This window comes from Parasphingorhabdus sp. (assembly GCF_048269915.1).
In the GTDB taxonomy this organism is placed as follows: Bacteria; Pseudomonadota; Alphaproteobacteria; order Sphingomonadales; family Sphingomonadaceae; genus Parasphingorhabdus.
The window spans coordinates 441,543-459,564 of the sequence record NZ_JBLWTY010000003.1 but is presented as its reverse complement, the minus strand read 5'-3'; the positions used below and the strand labels follow the sequence as shown (position 1 = coordinate 459,564).

Here is an 18,022-nt window from a genome sequence, read left to right as displayed (position 1 = left end):
TTCTCCCGTGAGGGAGAAGGATGTGAAGACTTGCGAACTTGTTCGCCAGTCGTAGCTGGACGAGGGTGTACCACATTCCAGATTGCAGAACGCCCTCATCCAACTCCGGCTAATTCGCTGCGCTCGTAAGCCTGTATGTCCTTCTCCCTCACGGGAGAAGGGCTGCGTGCAAGCTACCTGGTCAACTTCTTATAGGTCGCCCGGCTCGGCTTCAGCGCATCCTCGCCCAGACGCCGCACCTTGTCCTCTTCATAAGCCTCGAAGTTTCCTTCAAACCATTCGACATGGCTGTCGCCTTCGAAGGACAGGATATGGGTGGCCAGACGATCGAGGAAGAAGCGGTCATGCGAGATGACCACGGCGCAGCCGGCAAAGCTTTCCAGGGCTTCTTCCAGCGCCGACAGGGTTTCAACGTCGAGATCATTGGTCGGTTCGTCGAGCAGCAGCACGTTGCCGCCTTCTTTCAGCATCCGTGCCATATGCACACGGTTGCGTTCGCCGCCGGATAGTTGTCCGACCTTTTTCTGCTGGTCGGTGCCCTTGAAGTTGAACGCGCCGACATAGGCCCGGGTCGACATTTCATGCTTGCCGAGCGTCATATAGTCATGGCCGTCGGATACCGCTTCCCAGACATTCTTGTTCGGATCGAGATCGTCGCGGCTCTGATCGACATAGCCAAGCTTAACCGTGTCGCCAATTTCGATCGTCCCGCTGTCCGGCTGCTCCTGGCCGATCAGCATCTTGAACAGGGTTGATTTACCCGCACCATTGGGACCGATCACGCCGACGATACCGCCAGGCGGCAGGGTGAAGCTGAGATGTTCGAACAACAGCTTGTCACCATAGGCTTTGGAAATATCGTTGACCTCGATAACCTTGCCGCCGAGCCGTTCGGGAGTCTGGATGAGAATCTGGGCCTTGCCGGGATCGCGGTTTTCCTGCGCCTCGACCAGCTGGTCAAAGCTCTTGATACGAGCCTTGGACTTGGTCTGGCGCCCCTTGGGATTCTGCCGCATCCAGGCCAGCTCGTCGTTGATCGCCTTCTGCTTGCCCTTGTCCTCGCGGGCTTCCTGTTCGAGCCGCTTGGCTTTTTTCTCGAGATAAAGCGAATAATTGCCTTCGTAGACATAATAGCGTCCGCGATCGAGCTCGAGCATCCAGTTGACGACATTGTCGAGGAAGTAGCGGTCATGGGTGACCATGATGACATTGCCGGGATATTCGCGCAGATGGTTTTCCAGCCAGGCGACCGATTCTGCATCGAGGTGGTTGGTCGGCTCATCGAGCAGCAATATGCTGGGCTTTTCGAGCAGCAGGCGGCAGAGCGCCACGCGGCGTTTCTCACCACCCGAGAGGTTATCAACAGAACTGTCCCCGGGCGGGCAGCGCAGGGCTTCCATCGCGATTTCCAGCTGGTTGTCGAGCGTCCAGCCATCGACCGCGTCAATCTTTTCCTGCAAAACGCCCATTTCTTCCATCAGCGCGTCGAAATCGGCATCTTCCGGCGGATCGCCCATGATCTCGGTAATTTCATTGAACCGGCGGATATGGTCGGCAATTTCGCCGACGCCGTCCATGACATTATCCTTGACCGTCTTGGACGCATCCAGTTCCGGTTCCTGTTCCAGATAACCGACGGTAATCTCGTCCCCTGCCCAGGCTTCGCCGGTAAAATCCGTGTCCTTGCCAGCCATGATCTTCATCAGTGTCGATTTACCGACACCATTGGGGCCGACAATGCCGATCTTGGCATCGGGATAAAATTGCAGATTGATATTTTCCAATACCGGCTTCTGCTTGTTCTGGTAGGTCTTCGAGAGACCCTTCATGACATAGGAATATTGGGCGGCCATCAGTTTCGCTTTCAATGTTGCGCGTCATTCCAGCAGAAGCTGAAATCTCAGGCGGCTTGGCGCTCGGTTTGAGGAGACCCCGGCTCGCGCCGGGATGACGGGTTAATTTCCCGGCTTATGTAGCTATTCCCACCGACAGTCGCAAGAGAGCATTGCCCGCTATTGGCAAACGGCAACAGGCGGGTTAGGCAGCGATATATGAGAAAGATATCTTCACTGCTCGCTGGCGCTGCTGCGCTATTGCTTCCCACTGCCGCCATGGCCGGCACTCACGACCCGATGGCGTTGCAGATCAAGGCGCTGCAGGATGATGTTGCCTATGAGATTATCGAGGGTCTGACCACGGAAGTAGGGCCGCGCCAGGCCGGGACCGGCCAGGAAGCCCGCGCCCGTGACTGGTCGGTGAAAAAGCTGAAATCGCTGGGTTTCCAGAATGTCCGCAGCGAGCCATTCATGATGCCGACCTGGGTACGCGGGGCCGAGACGGCGACGGTTGTTGCGCCCTATCCGCAAAAGCTTTTTGTTACCGCGCTGGGCAATAGCGCGAGCACCGGCGGTGAAGGGATTACCGCAGAGGTTGCCTATTTCGACTCACTCGATGCGCTCAAGGCGGTTCCCGATGGCAGCCTGAGCGGCAAGATTGCCTTTGTGACCCACAATATGCATCGGGCGCAGGATGGCTCCGGCTATAGCGCCTTCGGCCCGATCCGCTGGTTCGGCCCCTCCATCGCGTCGCAAAAGGGCGCAGCAGCCTATGTTATCAAGTCGATCGGCACCGATTACCACCGCAATCCCCATACCGGCAGCACCGGCTTTGGCGAAGGTATCCAGCCAATCCCGGCGGGTGCCCTGTCGCTGCCCGATGCCGATAATCTGGAACGGATGATCAAGCTGGCGCAGAAATCGGGCAAGCCGGTATCGATGAAGCTGGTGCTGACGCCGCAAAATCTTGGCCAGCAGGAATCGGGCAATGTGATCGCCGAAGTGGTCGGTCGCGACCCGAAACTGCCGATGATATTGATTGCCTGCCATCTCGACAGCTGGGATCTGGCGACCGGCGCCTTTGACGATGCCGCCGGTTGCGGGATCATCGCTGCAGCTGCAAAGAATATCAAGGATCATGGCCAGCCCCTTCGCACGATCAGGCTATTATGGGCCGGCGCGGAAGAAGTCGGCATCTGGGGTGGAAAGGCCTATCGCGATGCCTATCGGGACCAGCCGCACGCGATAGCGATGGAATCCGATTTCGGCGCTGACAATGTCTGGCGGGTGGAATTTGCCCTGCCCGAAGCAGCCAAGGCCGTTTCCGACAGGATCGCCGCCAGCCTGCTCAATCTGGGCATTGGCCGTTCAGCCGGACAAGCGGGAGGCGGCGCCGATATCGGACCGATTATCGCAGACGGCAATCTCGCGATCATCGACCTGCAACAGGACGGCACCCGCTATTTCGATCTCCACCACACGCCGGATGATACGCTGGACAAGATTGATCCCGCGCAATTGCGCCAGAATGTTGCAGCCTGGACCACCGTGCTTTCGATCATCGCCAACAGCGATGCGGACTTCACCATGCCGGTGAAACAATGAAGTCGCTGGGCCTCCTTGTCCCGGCCATTCTCCTGCTCATCGCCTGTTCTGAAACCCCGGTAGAGGAGCGCGGCGACGAAGCGATCGCCGAGATGGAAAAGCAAATCGAGGCAGAAGCCCGGTCTCTGGAGCAAGCCGCAGACGAAGCGGTCAAAGCAATGTCAGAAGATATTGATGCAGAACTGGCCGCCGAAGGCGTTGGTGCGCCGACGGCAGAATCGCCTCCGAAGGAAACGACGGACTAGCACCGTCGCAGGGCAAGCTGGCCCATGATCACCCGGGAGGACCTGTTCAACCGGCCGGCAGCATCAGCATAGCCCGCAATCCGCCATTTTCTCGATTGGTCAGGACGATATCACCGCCGTGATCCCGAGCGATGGCGCGGGCAAGCGTCAGGCCCAGTCCGGAGCCGCCGGTCGCGCGATTGCGCGATGTTTCCCCGCGTGAAAAAGGCTCGAACATCGAGGCGATTTTATCTTCCGCAATACCGGGCCCATCATCATCAACATATATCATCAGCTTGTCGCCCGACTTTTCCACAGAGATATCCGCAACCTCGCCATAGAGGACCGCATTTCCGATCAGATTGCGCAAGGCCCGGCGGATGAGCGTTTCGCGGATCGTTGCTATTTGCTTCTCGCCGCGCTGATAGCCGATTTCATGGCCGAGATCGGTGAATTCATCGACCACCGTTTCCACCAGCGAGCGAATGTCCATCGGCTCTGCCTGTTCCCGCGAACGGCCGAGCCGGGCGAGCGACAGGATGTCATCCAGCGTCTTGTCCATATCCTCAATGCCCGCGATCATCCGCTCGCGATCGGTCGGATCCTCGACATTTTCGACCCGCACGCGGAGCGCCGCGAGCGGTGTACGCAGGTCATGGCCAATCGCGCCGAGCATGACGTCTTTTTCGTTTATCATATTGGTAACGCGGCTGCCCATATCATTGAAGGCATGGATTAGTTCACGGGTATCGGGTGGCCCCTGCTCTGCCAGTGGCTCGGTGACACCGGGCTGGAAGGATTTGGCGTTGGCCGTCAGCGATTTTAGCGGCCGCGAGATATAGCGGCCGAGCAGGATCAGCGGGATCAGCATCAGCAGATATATAGTGATGGTCTGAAACAACAGCGTGCGCACCAGCAAGGGCGTACGGCCGCGCACGGCCGAGGCGATGCTGACCCACTGGCCATCGGTCAGTTGCACGGATACGATGACAAAACCCTTGGTTTCGACGGGAGCTGACCGGTCCCCCATGGACCGATTGATCGGACCGTTGCGCCATTCGCCACGACTGGAGCCAACAACATGGCCGGTCATGTCGCTGGACAGGCGCCGGGTTGACGCTGCGCGGATATCAGACAATCCAATACCCATGTTGGCAAAGGCCTGTCCGGCCCGCATTTCCAGATCGGGCAAGCGTTTCATTTCGTCGCTCACGGCCGGCTCCGTGCCATATTTCAGCTGACTCCAGCGCCGCGTCCGGTTGGTGGCAATACGCGGAAACCGGCGGTCACTCGCCTGTCGCTCCAGCCCGAATGCGATGCGGGCGACGGCAGAGGTCGAAGCTTCCACCAGATTCTGGTTCTGGGCACCACGATAGAGCAGGAAACTGTTGATGCCCTGCGCCAGCAACAGCATCAGGGCGACGATCAGCAGCAGTTGTCCGACCAGGCTCCTGGGCCAAAGACGCTTCACAGGGATTTGACCTCTCCCGCGAGCACATAGCCACCGCCCCATACGGTCTTGATGATTTCGGGATTTTTGGGATCTGGTTCGATTTTCCGGCGAAGACGGCTGATCTGGTTGTCCACGGCACGATCAAAGGCGTGGGCTTCGCGCCCCTGGGTGATATCCAGAAGCTGGTCGCGATTGAGCACCTGCCCGGCCCGCGTCACCAGCGCCAGCAGCATCTGATATTCACCAGTCGAGAGCGACACATTCACGCCATCCGCATCGATCAGGCTGCGCTTGTCGCATTTCAGGGTCCAGCCAGAAAACTGGTAGGCCCCGCCCGACCCGCTATTAGGCCTGGTCCCGTTTTTTTCAGCGCGGCGCAGGATGACCTTTATCCGGGCGACCAGTTCGCGCGGACTGAACGGCTTGGTGATATAATCATCCGCACCCAGTTCCAGTCCGATGATCCGTTCGGTTTCTTCGGTCTTGGCGCTGATGAAAATCACCGGAATATCGGTCTTGTCCGTGACAAAGCGGCACAGGCTCAGCCCATCCTCGCCCGGCATCATGATGTCGAGCAGGATGATGTCAAATTCATAGGCGTTGAGCAGGGAACGCGCGATGCTGGCATCGGCGGCCTGCTGCACTTTATAACCCTGCTTGATCAGATAATCCGCCAAAGGCTCCCGCAGCGTGGCTTCGTCATCAACCAGCAATATGTGAATCTTGTTTGCCATCAACCATGCCTATCACAGGTTCATTAAAAAGGAACGGACCGCCAGCCAGTTGGGGGAGAAGGGGGAGGTGGCTGACGATCCGTTCGCAAAAGAGTGGTTCAGGGATTAACCGCCTCTTTTATTCCATTGGCCCCGGAAGGCCTTGCGAGCGGCCTGACGCTCTTCTTGTGTTATCTTGCCGTCGCCATTTGCGTCGACCTTGTCAAAATGAGCCAGGGCAGCGCTGGTAAATTCGGCCTTGCTGATCATCTGATCACCATTGGTATCGGCCTGGCGCATCATTGCCATGCCGTGGCCACCGCGATGTCCGCGCATACCTTCGCCGCCGCGCTTGCCGCCACGCTTGCCTTTAACCGCCTTGGCTTCGGCTTCGCTCAGCTTGCCGTTGCCGTCCTTGTCGGCGCGGGCAAAACGTTCGGCCTTGCGCGCAGCACGGGCGGATTCCATTTCCGCCTGCGACAATTCGCCGTCACCATTGGTGTCCATTTTGGCAAAACGCTCGGCATGTCTGGCGTCACGGTCGGCCTTGGACAATTGGCCATCGCCATTGACATCCATTTTGGCAAAACGTGCGTTTAGCGACGCGGTCATTTCTGCCTTGGTAATTGCGCCATCGCCATTTGTATCTGCACGCATGCCGCGATCACCGGGAGCCGCAACCGCGATGCCGCCAGCCATCAAAAGTGCAGTGGCACTCGAAATCAATATTGCTTTTTTCATGTAGTACTTCCTCATGTTCCTGTTCAGGGAGACGGTTGTTTCTATCCGTCATGAAGGAGCTTCTACTAGCCACTTGTCGCTGAACTTTGTCAGAACAGAAGAAAATTGTCGCAAATTGTATCAGATCGGCGATGCCGTTCACCCGGGTGCAAGTTTCGCGATGGGCGGGGAAATATCTGGAGCGGGTGAAGGGAATCGAACCCTCGTCGTAAGCTTGGAAGGCTTCTGCTCTACCATTGAGCTACACCCGCATGTCCGGATCGACCGGATGCGCCGCTATTGCCACCGCTTTTCTGGTGCGTCAATCAGGAAACGGCTGGTTTTGCTTTTGTTTGCGGGCCTTGATCGCCAAACCACTGTTCGACCGCCTGCTGCCCGGCTTCGTTCATGTGCAGCCCCAGCTTTGACCGGCGCCAGAGTACATCCTCTGCGGTGCGCGCGAATTCATGGTCAACGAGCCAGCGAATCTCGATTTCGTAAAGTCCTGCCGCGAATTTCTGTCCCATGTCCCCGATCGTTTGGACGCCATCGAGCATCACTGCGGTATCAGTGCCATAAGCCCGCACCAGTCGGTGCAATATGGCGTGGTCGAGAAATGTCCAGCGCGCCGCATATTGGCCAACCAGCGCATCAAAACCTTCGGGCGCGAAGTCGCCGCCCGGGAGATGCGCCATCTTTGTCCAGTCGCCGCCATCCACATCGAGGGCATCGGACAATGTACGGATCGCCTGTAGTGCCAGAACGCGATAAGTGGTTATCTTGCCGCCAAAAATCGACAGTACGGGCGCGCCATTCTCCTTGTCATAATCAAAGACAAAATCCCGTGTGACGGTGGCCGCGGTGCGGCTGTGATCGTCAAACAGCGGCCGCACCCCGGAATAGGTCCACTCGATATCGTCAGGGGTTACCGGCATCTCGAAATATTCGCTGGCAGCATCGCACAGATAGTCAGTTTCGCTATCGCTGATTTTGGCATCGCCTTCAGCATAGCTCCACGGCTCGTCGGTTGTGCCGATCAATGTGTGATCGCCTTCATAGGGTATGGCGAAGATGATGCGACCGTCCCTGTTCTGAAAAATATAGCTGTGATCGCCCTGATATTTGCGCTTCACGACAATATGGCTACCCTTGACGAGACGCAATTTCGCGGCGCCCTCGCTCCGGTCGTACAAGGCCGTTACCGGATCAACCCAGGGGCCGGCAGCATTTACCAGAACCTTTGCCTGCTCGGTCTTTGTCTCGCCCTTTTGCAATATTTCGAGATTCCAGTGGTCCGCTCCGCGGTCCAGTCCGACACATTCTGTGCGGGTCCGGATATCTGCTCCATGATCGGCCGCATCGCGGGCGGTGAGCGAGACAAGCCGGGCATCCTCGACCCAGCAATCGGAATAGGCGAACCCCTTTTTCAGCCGCTTTTGCAACGGATCGCCGCGATGATCCTTGAGGAGGTTAAGGCTTTTCGTTCCGGGTAAAATTTCCCGTCCACCAAGATGATCATAGAGAAACAGGCCGAGACGCAGCAACCACGCAGGCCGCATGCCTTCGTCGACCGGCAGGACAAAACGCATTGGCCAGATGATATGCGGTGCGGCCCGCAACAGCACTTCCCGCTCCTTCAACGCCTTGCGAACGAGGTTGAATTCATAATGTTCCAGATAGCGCAGGCCGCCGTGCACCAGTTTTGTGCTCGCCGAGGATGTGTGCGACGCGAGATCGTCGCGCTCGACCAGCAGGACCTTCAGCCCCCTGCCCGCTGCGTCGCGCGCAATTCCGACGCCGTTTATACCGCCGCCAATGATAGCCAGATCATACATCGCCGTATTCATAGAGAAACGAGCAATATGTGCAATGTTGCAATGCAATATATCCGGCTTTTGCTTGCCTTTTATAAGCCAGCTTATAGCGTGCCTGCCAAAAGGAGCGGATGATGGTCGCACAACATATATTGGTCATCGATGAAGGCACGACATCCACGCGGGCGATGCTTTTCGGCATCGACGGGAAAATGCACGGGTCGCAACAGGAAGAATTACGGCAATATTATCCTGCACCCGGACTGGTCGAACATGATGCCGAAGAAATCTGGGATAAAACGCTGCGCTGTTGCCAGAAAATGATCGAACAGGCGGGCGGTGCGGAGAAAATTGCGGCCATCGGCATTACCAATCAGCGCGAAACGGTCGTCGCCTGGGACAAGCGTAGCGGCGAGCCACTTTGCAAAGCCATTGTGTGGCAGGATCGGCGGACCGCAGAAAAATGCGAGCAGCTGAAAGCCGATGGTCTGGAGCCGATGGTGCAAGGGAAAACCGGGCTGCTTCTTGATCCCTATTTTTCGGGCAGCAAGATAGGCTGGATGCTGGAACACTGGCCCGAGGTGCGCGCAGCGGGAGACAATCTCGCTTTCGGCACAATTGATTCCTATCTCATCTACCGGCTCACCGGGGGCCTGCATGTCACTGACGCCAGCAATGCGAGCAGAACCATGCTGCTCGCTCTGGATGGCGATGACTGGGATGACGAACTGCTTTCGCTGTTTAATATCCCGAAGCAGGCCTTGCCGCGTATTGTCGACTGTGCCGGGGATATTGGCTCCACTGCGGTCGATCTATTTGGGGGCGCCATCGCGATTTGCGGTTCGGCCGGCGATCAACAGGCGGCGACCATCGGTCAGGGTTGTCTGGACGTTGGCCAGACAAAAGCCACATTCGGCACTGGAGCCTTCATACTGACCAATAGCGGCAATATTCCGCCAAAGTCGGAACATCGCCTGCTGTCGACGATTCTCTACCAACATCGGGGAGAACGTATTTATGCGCTAGAAGGCGCGGTATTCGTGGCCGGCAGCCTTATGCAGTGGCTCCGTGACGATCTCGGCTTGCTCAAATTTGCCGGCGAGAGCGAGGAACTGGCCCGCTCTGTCGAGGATAATGGCGGGGTTTATCTGGTCCCTGCCCTGTCCGGCCTCGGGGCACCGCATTGGCGCGCCGACGCGAAGGCAACAATTTCGGGGCTCAGTTTTGCATCGCACAAGGCGCATATCGCCCGTGCCGCACTGGAATCGACATCCTATCAGTGCCACGACCTGAAGAAGGCCTTTTCCGCCGACGGAGTGGACTGGCAAAATCTGCGGATCGACGGCGGGATGGTCGTCAATGACTGGCTGGTTCAGGATTTGGCCAATATATTGGACCTTACGGTCGAACGGCCGGAATTTTTCGAGACAACGGCGCTGGGCGCGGCGATGCTCGCGGCGGTAGGCTGCGGGAAATATGAAACGCTGCAAGATGCAACGGCGATGATCGCAGGTCTGGATAGCCATCACCCGGATATCGATCCGGACATCCGCCGCGGACGGCTGGCGGGATGGCAACGGGCCATCCAGTCGGTGCTCAACAGCTAGGTTTCAGCCGGACAAAAAAAAGCCCGCAAAATGCGGGCTTTTATTTTGCTGACCTTGCCGATGCTAAGCGTCGGCGGTTTTCTTTTTCTTCTCCGCCTTCACGTCTGCCCAGATCGTCCGGTAGGACAGATAGGCCAGGATCGTCGCGATCAGCAGGAAGGCAATAACCGCCCAGCCGGTCTGATGACGCTCTTCCAGCTTGGGTTCTGCAGACCAGATCAGGAAAGCGGTAACATCTTCAGCCATCTGCTCGATGCTCGCCTTGGTTCCGTCCGAATAGCTGACCATATCTGCGGCCGCCAGCGGCGGTGCCATCGCCAGATTCAGGTTTGCGAAATAGGGGTTATAGTGCAGCCCCGGTCCCGGCTGATTGGCCGTCGGCAAATCGGCCGGTGGGTCCTGATAGCCGGTCAGCAACGAATAGACATAAGGTGCTCCGCCTTCACGCGCCTTGGTAATCAAGGAAAGGTCTGGTGGAATTGCATTATTGTTCGCGGCAGCGGCTGCTACATTATTGGCGAAAGGCTTGGGAAATTTGTCTGCAGGAAGTGATGGTCGTGTCGACATTTCGCCGGTAGCCGGATCAATATCCGGGGTCTGGATCGCCCAGTTGGCAGCAATTGCCTTCACCTCGTCTTCATTATAGCCGATTTCTTCCAGATTGCGGAAGGCAACCAGACGAAGCGAGTGACAGGCGGAACAGACTTCCTTGTACACCTGGAAACCGCGTTGCAATTGCTGGCGATCAAATTTGCCGAGCGGGCCGTCAGAAGCGAAGGAAATTTCTTTCGCTTCTCTGTGGAAGTCATGTTCAGCGGTTTCGGCTGGTGGGTTCGTGATATATTCTTTGGCACCCATTCCAAATGAGACCAAGAGCCAACCTGAAAAGAACAGGCCAATCAAGATTCCGATAATTCTTACCATTGCGACAGGTCCCTAATACTTAGCTGGCAGTTTTGAGTGGTTTGCCGGTCACGGATTCCGTGATGCTGTTCGGCAACGGCTCGGGTTTTTCCCACCGCGACAACAACGGCAATATGATGAGAAAATGCGCAAAATAATAGGCTGCGGCCAATTGGCTGATCATCACAAATGGTTCCTCGGCCGGCGCACCGCCACAATATCCGAGGATCAAGACGTCGATCACCAGAATGCCGAAGAAAATCTTGAACTTCGGCCGGTAGTTGCCGGACCGTACCGGTGACTTGTCCAGCCATGGCAGGAAGAACCAGACCAGGATCGCCGAGAACATCGCCAATACACCCAGGAGCTTCGCCGGAATGAACAGGAAGTCGAAGGTAAAGGCGCGCAGAATTGCGTACCAGGGCCAGAAATACCATTCCGGAACGATGTGAGCCGGAGTCGAAAGCGGGTTGGCCGGGATATAATTATCCGCGTGGCCCAGCGCATTCGGCAGGAAGAACATCAGAGCGGTGAAGAAAATCAGCGCAAGTCCGATCGTCCAGCCATCTTTCGCGGTATAATAAGGGTGGAAAGGAACCGTATCCTGGGGACCCTTCACATTGACGCCGGTCGGATTGCTCGATCCGGGGATATGCAACGCCCAGATGTGCAGAATGACCACACCGGCAATCACGAATGGCAGCAGATAGTGCAGCGAGAAAAAGCGGTTCAAAGCAGCATTGTCGGGAGAAAAACCACCCAGAAGCAGTTCCTGGATCGGCTTGCCGACCAGCGGAATGGCTTCAAACAGGCCGGTAATCACCTTGGCGCCCCAGAAGCTCATCTGTCCCCATGGCAGCACATAGCCCATGAAAGCGGTTGCCATTGCCAGCAGGTAAATGACGACCCCGAGGAGCCACAGCATTTCGCGTGGTGCTTTATACGAACCGTAATATAGTCCGCGTCCGATATGGAGATAGATGGCGATGAAGAAGAAGCTTGCGCCATTGGCGTGCGCATAGCGGATCATCCAGCCACTGTTCACATCGCGCATGATATGCTCGACGGAATCAAAAGCGATATTCGCATTTGCGGCATAATGCATCGCCAGGATGATACCCGTAACGATTTGAACGACCAGAAACAGGCCGGCCAGCGAACCGAAGTTCCACATATAGTTTAAATTGCGCGGAGCGGGATAACCAGCACCAACACTGTTATAGATAAAACGAGGCAGCGGAAGCTGCTTGTCCATCCACTGACCGAATTCGGTTGTTGGCGTATATTCTTTTGCCCAAGGAAAGCTCATTTTTCTTCTGCCCCTTAGCCGATTTTCACGACGGTATCTGATAGGAATTCATGTTCCGGAACTTCGAGATTCTTCGGAGCCGGACCTTTGCGGATACGTGCGGCCGTATCATAGTGCGAGCCATGGCACGGGCAGAAATAGCCGCCAAATTCGCCTTTGATTTCGCCCTGCGCAGCGCCGAGCGGCACACAGCCGAGATGGGTACAAACGCCCAGCGTGATCAGCCAGTTTTCCTTGCCTGCGGTTGTCCGCTCGGCCAGCGTCTGCGGATCGCGCAGATCGGAAATGTTCACCGCATCGGCTTCTGCGATTTCTGCCGCAGTCAGGTTGCGGATGAAAATGGGTTGCTTGCGCCAGCTTGTTTTGATCGACTGGCCCGCTTCTATCGCCGAAATATCAACTTCAATCGATGACAGCGCGAGCACGTCTGCGCTCGGGTTCATCTGATTGACCAGCGGGATTACCGTGGCAACCGCTCCGGCACCAGCGAAGCTCACTGCTGCGATATTGATAAAGTCCCGGCGGCGAACGCCGCTTTCTTCTGCGACTGCCGTTTCAGCTGTTTCAACCGTTGCCATGCAAACAAGCCCTATAGAAAATTTATGACCCCTGACTGCCCGAATGTCCGTTACTGCTCAACGTCAGTTTGAACAGGCAGTGAATTGGGCGCCTGATAGCCGCGAAGGATAGGGTTTGCCAACAGGGAATTTTCGATTGACCAAACATTCACATCCCGCCCATGATGGATGACCCATGAGGATAGCATTGTATCAACCCGAGATAGCGGGAAATTTAGGAACAATATTAAGGACTTGTGCATGTATGAATGTGCCAGTTGATATCATAGAACCTTGTGGATTCCCATTCAGCGACCGCAGCCTGAAACGCGCCGGAATGGACTATTTCGAACATGTTCAATATACGCGCCATGCCGACTGGGAGACATTCCGCGCAGCCGTCGATTCCCGCAAAGCAAGGATTATCCTGCTTTCGAGCAAGGCCGTGGCGGCGCATCATGAATTCACCTATCGCGAAGATGATATATTGTTGTTCGGGTCCGAGGGATCAGGAGTTCCCCTGAGTGTACATGATCAATGCGATGGACGAATCACCATCCCCATGAAGTCCGGGATGCGTAGCTTGAACCTAGCGGTTTCGGCTGGCATGGCCTTGGGCGAAGCACTTAGACAAACAGGACAATTTCCGGAATGACCAAAGCATTGGACGACCAGCAGCACACGGCGCAAACATGGTTCAAGGACCTGCGTGACCAGATTTGCGCGGAATTTGAAACGATAGAATCAGAGGCTGGTAGCGACGCCAGGTTCGACTATATCCCCTGGGATCGGAAGAATCCTGATGACAGCCCCGGCGGTGGCGGTGTTCAGGGCCTGATGAAGGGCAAGATATTCGAGAAAGTCGGTGTGAATATTTCCACCGTCGACGGCACGTTCAGCGAAGAATTCAAGGCCCAGATCAATGGTGCCGAGGATGATCCACGGTTTTTCGCTACGGGAATCAGTCTCGTTGCCCATATGGCCAACCCTCATGTGCCCAACGTGCACATGAACACGCGCTTCCTGTGCACGACCAAACGCTGGTTTGGCGGCGGTGCCGATCTCAATCCGGCGATTCCCTATGAAGAAGATACCGAAGAATTTCACGCCCGGTTCCGTTCTGCCTGCGCACCGCATAATCCGGAATATTATCCGCGCTTCAAGAAATGGGCGGATGATTATTTCTATATCCCCCACCGCAAGGTCCATCGCGGGGTTGGTGGTATATTTTATGATCATATCGAGCTTGACCACGAATCCGATTTTGACCGCCATTTTGCCTTCACCCAGGATGTCGGGCGCGCTTTTCTCGACATATTCCCAAAACTTGTTCGCAAGCGAATGGCGACAGAATGGAGCGCCGAGGAAAAGCAGCAGCAGCTGGAATGGCGCGGCCGCTATGCCGAGTTTAATCTGGTCTATGACCGTGGCACGACCTTCGGTCTCAAGACCGGCGGCAATGTCGATGCGATATTGATGAGCCTCCCTCCCGAAGCCAAATGGGTCTGAAGGCAGCCCAATGGATTCGAAGGATGTGACGATACAGCTACATGATGTCCCCAAGGGCCATGTTGCGACCATCGTGACCCATCTGGAAATGCTGGAAAAGCCGCCACAGCCCGAAACGAGCTCCAGCCTTACTCTGGCAAGCTGGGCGAAACCGGACGTGGATGATTATGATGCGTTGTTCAGATTGGTCGGCGAGCCTTGGCTATGGATATCACGGCTGTTGTTGGACAGGGATGAACTGGCAACGATCATTCACGATCCGGGGGTGGATATATCGATCATCCGTGATGGTACAGAGCCCGTCGGTTTCATCGAACTGGATTTCCGAATCCCTGACCAGTGCGAAATCGCCTTTTTTGGACTGATCCCTGGCTATAATGGCAAAGGGCATGGCCATTGGATGATGACCCACGCGCTAGAAAAGGCGTGGCGGCACGATATCGAGCGAGTCTGGCTGCACACCTGCACGCACGACTCTCCCCGCGCCCTGCCCTTTTACCAGAATTGCGGCTTTCGTATCTTCGCTCAGGAAATCGGAATGATGGCGGATCCGCGCCTATCCGGCCATATGCCGAAATCCGCGGCACCCCATATCCCGATACTCGGCTAAGCGCCCCTACACAGCGGCTTTTTTTCCAGTCAACTCAAGATAGATGGATACAGTCACAACGGTTAGAACAAGCTGAAATGCTGTACCAACCAGGGCCGCCACAAGATTTTCGATAAATGGCCAGCCCGCGCCGCCGGTTACCAGGCCAACACCGACGCCGGTGACGGCTTGCACGACGCTGACGGCAATCGTGCCGACAATCGCAATGATGAGTATGAACATCAGGATAGAAAACCCGTTGTCTTTCGTCAGAGACCAGCTTTTCTTGAGCAATTCTATCGGATTTCGTTCCTGTTGGTCGGCGACAATAACGGGAACCAATATCAGGCGACAGGTCAGGTAAAGACCGGGAATGACGAACAGGATAAGGCCCGGCAACGCCACCAGACCGGTGAGCAGATTGGCGACGAGATAGACTAGAAATGCTTTTAGCGCGGCCATGAGACTTTCAGCTACAGTATTGTCGCGCGACGGTGCGAGGGCAAAATAAATGGCCAGTCCGCCGAAACTGATCACCAGATTCGAGGCCATGATCGAAAGGGCATTCTCGTTGAAATAAGCGGAGTAAATGGCGAACAGCCCGTCCATATCCTCGTCGCCGGTCAAAATCGGCTGAGCGACATATTGCGCAAATAACAGGGTCGGTAAAAAAAGGAAAACGCCGGCAATTGCAATAATTGCTTCCTTATGCGCGCCGAGCAAGCCCATCGCGCCGTTCCAGCATTGCATGTAGTTGAACTTCATTTTAATCCCCGGATACATTTCTCGTTTGCCAGCTCTTGCCACCCGGCCAGCAAAAGTGCACGAAAATTCTATGAATAGTCCCAATGACATGGAATGGCGGATTTCAACCAACAAGGTGGATTATCCCGAAGCCCTGGCCGAGATGGAACAGCGCAACGCCGCGGTTCAGGCCGGAGAGGCGCCAGAATTGATCTGGCTTCTGGAGCATCCACCACTTTATACGGCGGGCACCAGCTCCAATCCGGCGGAACTGCTCAGCCAGTCCTTCCCGGTTTACGACACGGGTCGGGGCGGACGGCATACCTATCACGGACCGGGCCAGCGGGTCGGCTATATCATTCTCGACTTGAAAAAACGCAATGCGGATGTGCGGGCATTTGTCCACGCGCTGGAAGACTGGGTGATCGCCGCCCTGGCAGAATTTGGCGTCGCGGCGAGGGCTGTCGAAGGGCGTGTCGGCATCTGGTGTGACACGCCGGACGGGCAGGAAGCGAAGATTGGCGCGATTGGCATCCGAGTCCGAAAATGGGTCACGATGCACGGATTTTCGGTCAATATCGATCCCGACCTTAGCCATTTCGGGGGCATTATTCCCTGCGGCATCAGCGAATATCCGGTCACCAGCCTGGCCCAGCTGGGTATCAGGATCACGCTGCATGATTTTGACAAGGCGCTGCAAAATACGGTCGGCGGTTTCCTGAAAGCGATTGAATCGGTTCAAAGCCCGGCTATTAAGAACCGGCAAGCCCGTAAAAACCAGAAGGACAATCTATGATAAAATCCTCCGTAATTGCCGCCGCTGCCACGATCACACTGAGCCTGTCGGCCTGCTCTGGTAACGAAGCGCCGGGTGCGGGTGATGTTACAGAAACCCAAATGGATGACGTCGATGTCATTGATGGCACGATCAGCGATGACATGGTCGATGTCGATACGATCAAAGCGGTCGATGCGACCGGCGCGGAAAAGGAAGAATCGTCCGACAAGACAGATTCGTCGGCGTCAGCCAATGATTCTGAATCGGCTGCCGAAACCGAAGAATAAGCCCTCAGGCGAGACCGAGTATCTTGTGAGTCTGTAACGACAGGCGCCATTTCGGGTGGGCCTGCACAAATGCTATCGCCTGCTCGAGATAGGCCTTGCTGGCGGCTGGCTCACCAATCGCATCTTTTGGCTGGATCAGGAAATGAGCGAAGTTCCAGCTTTCCATGTCCTGCCAATTGCTGTTGTCCTGCGGCCAGACCAGCTTCAACTCGTCGCCGGAATGCTGGATGGTTTCGCTGCCGGCTTTCGGACTGATACAGATCCAGTCGATCGACCGGGGAACATTGAGCGTCCCGTTCGATTCGATGGCGATGAAGAAATCCTCGGCGTGAAGGGCCTCGATCAGCGCGTCATCTACCTGCAGCATCGGCTCGCCACCGGTCAGAACCACGAATCGCGATTCGCGATCATCACCCCACAGCTGTGCTGCTGCCCAGGCAAGATCAGCAGCCGTGCCAAAACGACCGCCGCCTTCTCCATCCATGCCGATAAAATCCGTGTCGCAAAACTGGCAGATAGCACTCGTGCGATCCCGCTCCAGACCGGACCAGAGATTGCATCCGGCGAAACGGACGAATACCGCCCGGCGACCGGCATGCACGCCCTCCCCCTGCAGGGTCAGAAACATTTCCTTGACCGCATAGCTCATGAGGTGGCGTATCGCGTCGGGTCCGCAATTCCGGCTTCTTCAAAGCCCTTTTGGCGCAAGCGACAGCTGTCACAGAGGCCGCAGTGCAGGCCTTCTGGTGTCGGATCATAGCAAGACCAGCTCCACGCCGGATCGATATCCAGCCTGTCCGCCTCCTTGGCAATATCCGCCTTGGTCATATATTGCAGCGGAGTCCGGATATGAAAACCGCTGCCCTGATCACCGGCCTTGGTTGCGAGATCAGCCAGCCGTTCAAAACCCTCGATAAACTCTGGTCGGCAGTCCGGGTAACCCGAATAGTCGAGCGCGTTGACGCCGATGAAAATGTCACGCGCATCCCTGGCCTCTGCCAATCCCAGGGTCAGCGAGAGGAAGATCAAATTGCGCGCGGGCACATAGGTAACCGGAATATCATCGGTGACACCGGTTTTGGGAACATCAATATCCGCGGTCAGCGCCGAGCCGCCAAAACGGCTCAGATCAAGCGGCAGAATGATATGTTCATCGACATTGAGATTGGCTGCGATTTTCTCCGCCGACTGCAATTCGATTTTATGCCGCTGGTTATAATCCACGGTCAGCGCGATCAGCCGATAGCCCTGCTCCGCCGCTATCGCCGCAGACACCATCGAGTCGAGGCCGCCCGATAATAATATAATCGCTGTTTTTGAATCGCTAGTCATAACGCGCCCCGCTAATCGCCTTGCCGACGCTACGCAAGTATTG

At 56.3% G+C, this 18,022-nt stretch carries 19 protein-coding genes and 1 tRNA gene; 8 read left to right on the top strand and 12 right to left on the bottom strand.

Features of this window, described 5'->3' with window-relative positions; all coding sequences use genetic code 11:
* Window positions 1-173: 173 nt before the first annotated feature.
* A complete protein-coding gene (ettA, locus tag ACN0WX_RS10700) occupies window positions 174-1,853 on the bottom strand; it encodes an energy-dependent translational throttle protein EttA (RefSeq protein ID WP_417622298.1) in 1,680 nt (559 codons plus the stop codon).
* Window positions 1,854-2,051: 198 nt separating this feature from the next.
* Here ettA and ACN0WX_RS10695 point away from each other — a divergent pair, with 198 nt between their 5' ends.
* Together ACN0WX_RS10695 and ACN0WX_RS10690 are read left to right on the top strand one after the other, a co-directional pair.
* Window positions 2,052-3,440, top strand: a complete 1,389-nt coding sequence (locus ACN0WX_RS10695) for a M28 family peptidase (RefSeq protein ID WP_417622297.1) — start codon at window positions 2,052-2,054, stop codon at window positions 3,438-3,440.
* Window positions 3,437-3,685 (top strand): hypothetical protein, encoded by a 249-nt coding sequence (locus tag ACN0WX_RS10690; RefSeq protein WP_417622296.1) that lies wholly within the window; start codon window positions 3,437-3,439, stop codon window positions 3,683-3,685. The genes ACN0WX_RS10695 and ACN0WX_RS10690 overlap by 4 nt, the downstream gene beginning before the upstream one ends.
* 46 nt (window positions 3,686-3,731) lie before the next feature.
* On the opposite strand, the gene ACN0WX_RS10685 is transcribed toward ACN0WX_RS10690, so the two are convergent.
* The 5 genes from ACN0WX_RS10685 to glpD all read right to left on the bottom strand — a co-directional run bounded on the left by ACN0WX_RS10685 (window position 3,732) and on the right by glpD (window position 8,385).
* Window positions 3,732-5,135: a sensor histidine kinase gene (locus tag ACN0WX_RS10685; protein ID WP_417622295.1), complete on the bottom strand. Its 1,404-nt coding sequence runs from the start codon at window positions 5,133-5,135 to the stop codon at window positions 3,732-3,734.
* Window positions 5,132-5,851 carry a response regulator gene (locus ACN0WX_RS10680; protein ID WP_417622294.1) on the bottom strand — a complete coding sequence of 240 codons (720 nt, stop codon included), beginning with the start codon at window positions 5,849-5,851 and terminating at the stop codon, window positions 5,132-5,134. The genes ACN0WX_RS10685 and ACN0WX_RS10680 overlap by 4 nt, the downstream gene beginning before the upstream one ends.
* A 105-nt stretch (window positions 5,852-5,956) precedes the next feature.
* Window positions 5,957-6,571, bottom strand: a complete 615-nt coding sequence (locus tag ACN0WX_RS10675) for a hypothetical protein (RefSeq protein ID WP_417622293.1) — start codon at window positions 6,569-6,571, stop codon at window positions 5,957-5,959.
* A gap of 177 nt (window positions 6,572-6,748) precedes the next feature.
* A tRNA-Gly gene (locus tag ACN0WX_RS10670) sits at window positions 6,749-6,822 on the bottom strand.
* A 54-nt stretch (window positions 6,823-6,876) separates the two neighbouring features.
* Window positions 6,877-8,385 carry a glycerol-3-phosphate dehydrogenase gene (glpD, locus tag ACN0WX_RS10665; protein WP_417622292.1) on the bottom strand — a complete coding sequence of 503 codons (1,509 nt, stop codon included), beginning with the start codon at window positions 8,383-8,385 and terminating at the stop codon, window positions 6,877-6,879.
* Between the two features lie 113 nt (window positions 8,386-8,498).
* Here glpD and ACN0WX_RS10660 point away from each other — a divergent pair, with 113 nt between their 5' ends.
* Window positions 8,499-9,971 (top strand): FGGY family carbohydrate kinase, encoded by a 1,473-nt coding sequence (locus ACN0WX_RS10660; RefSeq protein WP_417622446.1) that lies wholly within the window; start codon window positions 8,499-8,501, stop codon window positions 9,969-9,971.
* 63 nt (window positions 9,972-10,034) lie between these two features.
* On the opposite strand, the gene ACN0WX_RS10655 is transcribed toward ACN0WX_RS10660, so the two are convergent.
* Genes ACN0WX_RS10655 through petA form a run of 3 tightly spaced genes read right to left on the bottom strand, consistent with a single transcriptional unit; the run spans window position 10,035 to window position 12,761 of the window.
* The gene (locus tag ACN0WX_RS10655; RefSeq protein WP_417622291.1) at window positions 10,035-10,895 is read right to left on the bottom strand and encodes a cytochrome c1; all 861 of its coding nucleotides are present in this window, start codon (window positions 10,893-10,895) and stop codon (window positions 10,035-10,037) included.
* A gap of 19 nt (window positions 10,896-10,914) precedes the next feature.
* Window positions 10,915-12,183 carry a cytochrome b gene (locus ACN0WX_RS10650; RefSeq protein ID WP_417622290.1) on the bottom strand — a complete coding sequence of 423 codons (1,269 nt, stop codon included), beginning with the start codon at window positions 12,181-12,183 and terminating at the stop codon, window positions 10,915-10,917.
* Window positions 12,184-12,197: 14 nt separating this feature from the next.
* Complete coding sequence (gene petA / locus ACN0WX_RS10645) at window positions 12,198-12,761, bottom strand: ubiquinol-cytochrome c reductase iron-sulfur subunit (protein ID WP_417622289.1); 564 nt, start codon at window positions 12,759-12,761, stop codon at window positions 12,198-12,200.
* 175 nt (window positions 12,762-12,936) lie between these two features.
* Here petA and ACN0WX_RS10640 point away from each other — a divergent pair, with 175 nt between their 5' ends.
* Genes ACN0WX_RS10640 through ACN0WX_RS10630 form a run of 3 tightly spaced genes read left to right on the top strand, consistent with a single transcriptional unit; the run spans window position 12,937 to window position 14,859 of the window.
* Window positions 12,937-13,395, top strand: a complete 459-nt coding sequence (locus ACN0WX_RS10640; protein ID WP_417622288.1) for a tRNA (cytidine(34)-2'-O)-methyltransferase — start codon at window positions 12,937-12,939, stop codon at window positions 13,393-13,395.
* Entirely contained in the window at window positions 13,392-14,249 is an 858-nt protein-coding gene (hemF, locus tag ACN0WX_RS10635; protein WP_417622287.1) for an oxygen-dependent coproporphyrinogen oxidase, read from the top strand. Before ACN0WX_RS10640 ends, hemF begins: the two co-directional genes overlap by 4 nt.
* A 10-nt stretch (window positions 14,250-14,259) precedes the next feature.
* On the top strand, window positions 14,260-14,859 hold the full coding sequence (locus ACN0WX_RS10630; RefSeq protein WP_417622286.1) for a GNAT family N-acetyltransferase: 600 nt from the start codon (window positions 14,260-14,262) through the stop codon (window positions 14,857-14,859).
* A 6-nt stretch (window positions 14,860-14,865) separates the two neighbouring features.
* On the opposite strand, the gene ACN0WX_RS10625 is transcribed toward ACN0WX_RS10630, so the two are convergent.
* Window positions 14,866-15,603 carry a hypothetical protein gene (locus tag ACN0WX_RS10625; protein WP_417622285.1) on the bottom strand — a complete coding sequence of 246 codons (738 nt, stop codon included), beginning with the start codon at window positions 15,601-15,603 and terminating at the stop codon, window positions 14,866-14,868.
* Between the two features lie 70 nt (window positions 15,604-15,673).
* Here ACN0WX_RS10625 and lipB point away from each other — a divergent pair, with 70 nt between their 5' ends.
* Together lipB and ACN0WX_RS10615 are read left to right on the top strand one after the other, a co-directional pair.
* Window positions 15,674-16,378: a lipoyl(octanoyl) transferase LipB gene (gene lipB / locus ACN0WX_RS10620; protein ID WP_417622284.1), complete on the top strand. Its 705-nt coding sequence runs from the start codon at window positions 15,674-15,676 to the stop codon at window positions 16,376-16,378.
* Window positions 16,375-16,647: a hypothetical protein gene (locus ACN0WX_RS10615; protein ID WP_417622283.1), complete on the top strand. Its 273-nt coding sequence runs from the start codon at window positions 16,375-16,377 to the stop codon at window positions 16,645-16,647. The genes lipB and ACN0WX_RS10615 overlap by 4 nt, the downstream gene beginning before the upstream one ends.
* Window positions 16,648-16,651: 4 nt before the next feature.
* Here ACN0WX_RS10615 and queE read toward each other — a convergent pair whose 3' ends face one another.
* Together queE and queC are read right to left on the bottom strand one after the other, a co-directional pair.
* Entirely contained in the window at window positions 16,652-17,296 is a 645-nt protein-coding gene (gene queE, locus ACN0WX_RS10610; RefSeq protein ID WP_417622282.1) for a 7-carboxy-7-deazaguanine synthase, read from the bottom strand.
* The gene (gene queC, locus ACN0WX_RS10605; RefSeq protein ID WP_417622281.1) at window positions 17,293-17,979 is read right to left on the bottom strand and encodes a 7-cyano-7-deazaguanine synthase QueC; all 687 of its coding nucleotides are present in this window, start codon (window positions 17,977-17,979) and stop codon (window positions 17,293-17,295) included. The genes queE and queC overlap by 4 nt, the downstream gene beginning before the upstream one ends.
* Between the last annotated feature and the right edge of the window lie 43 nt (window positions 17,980-18,022).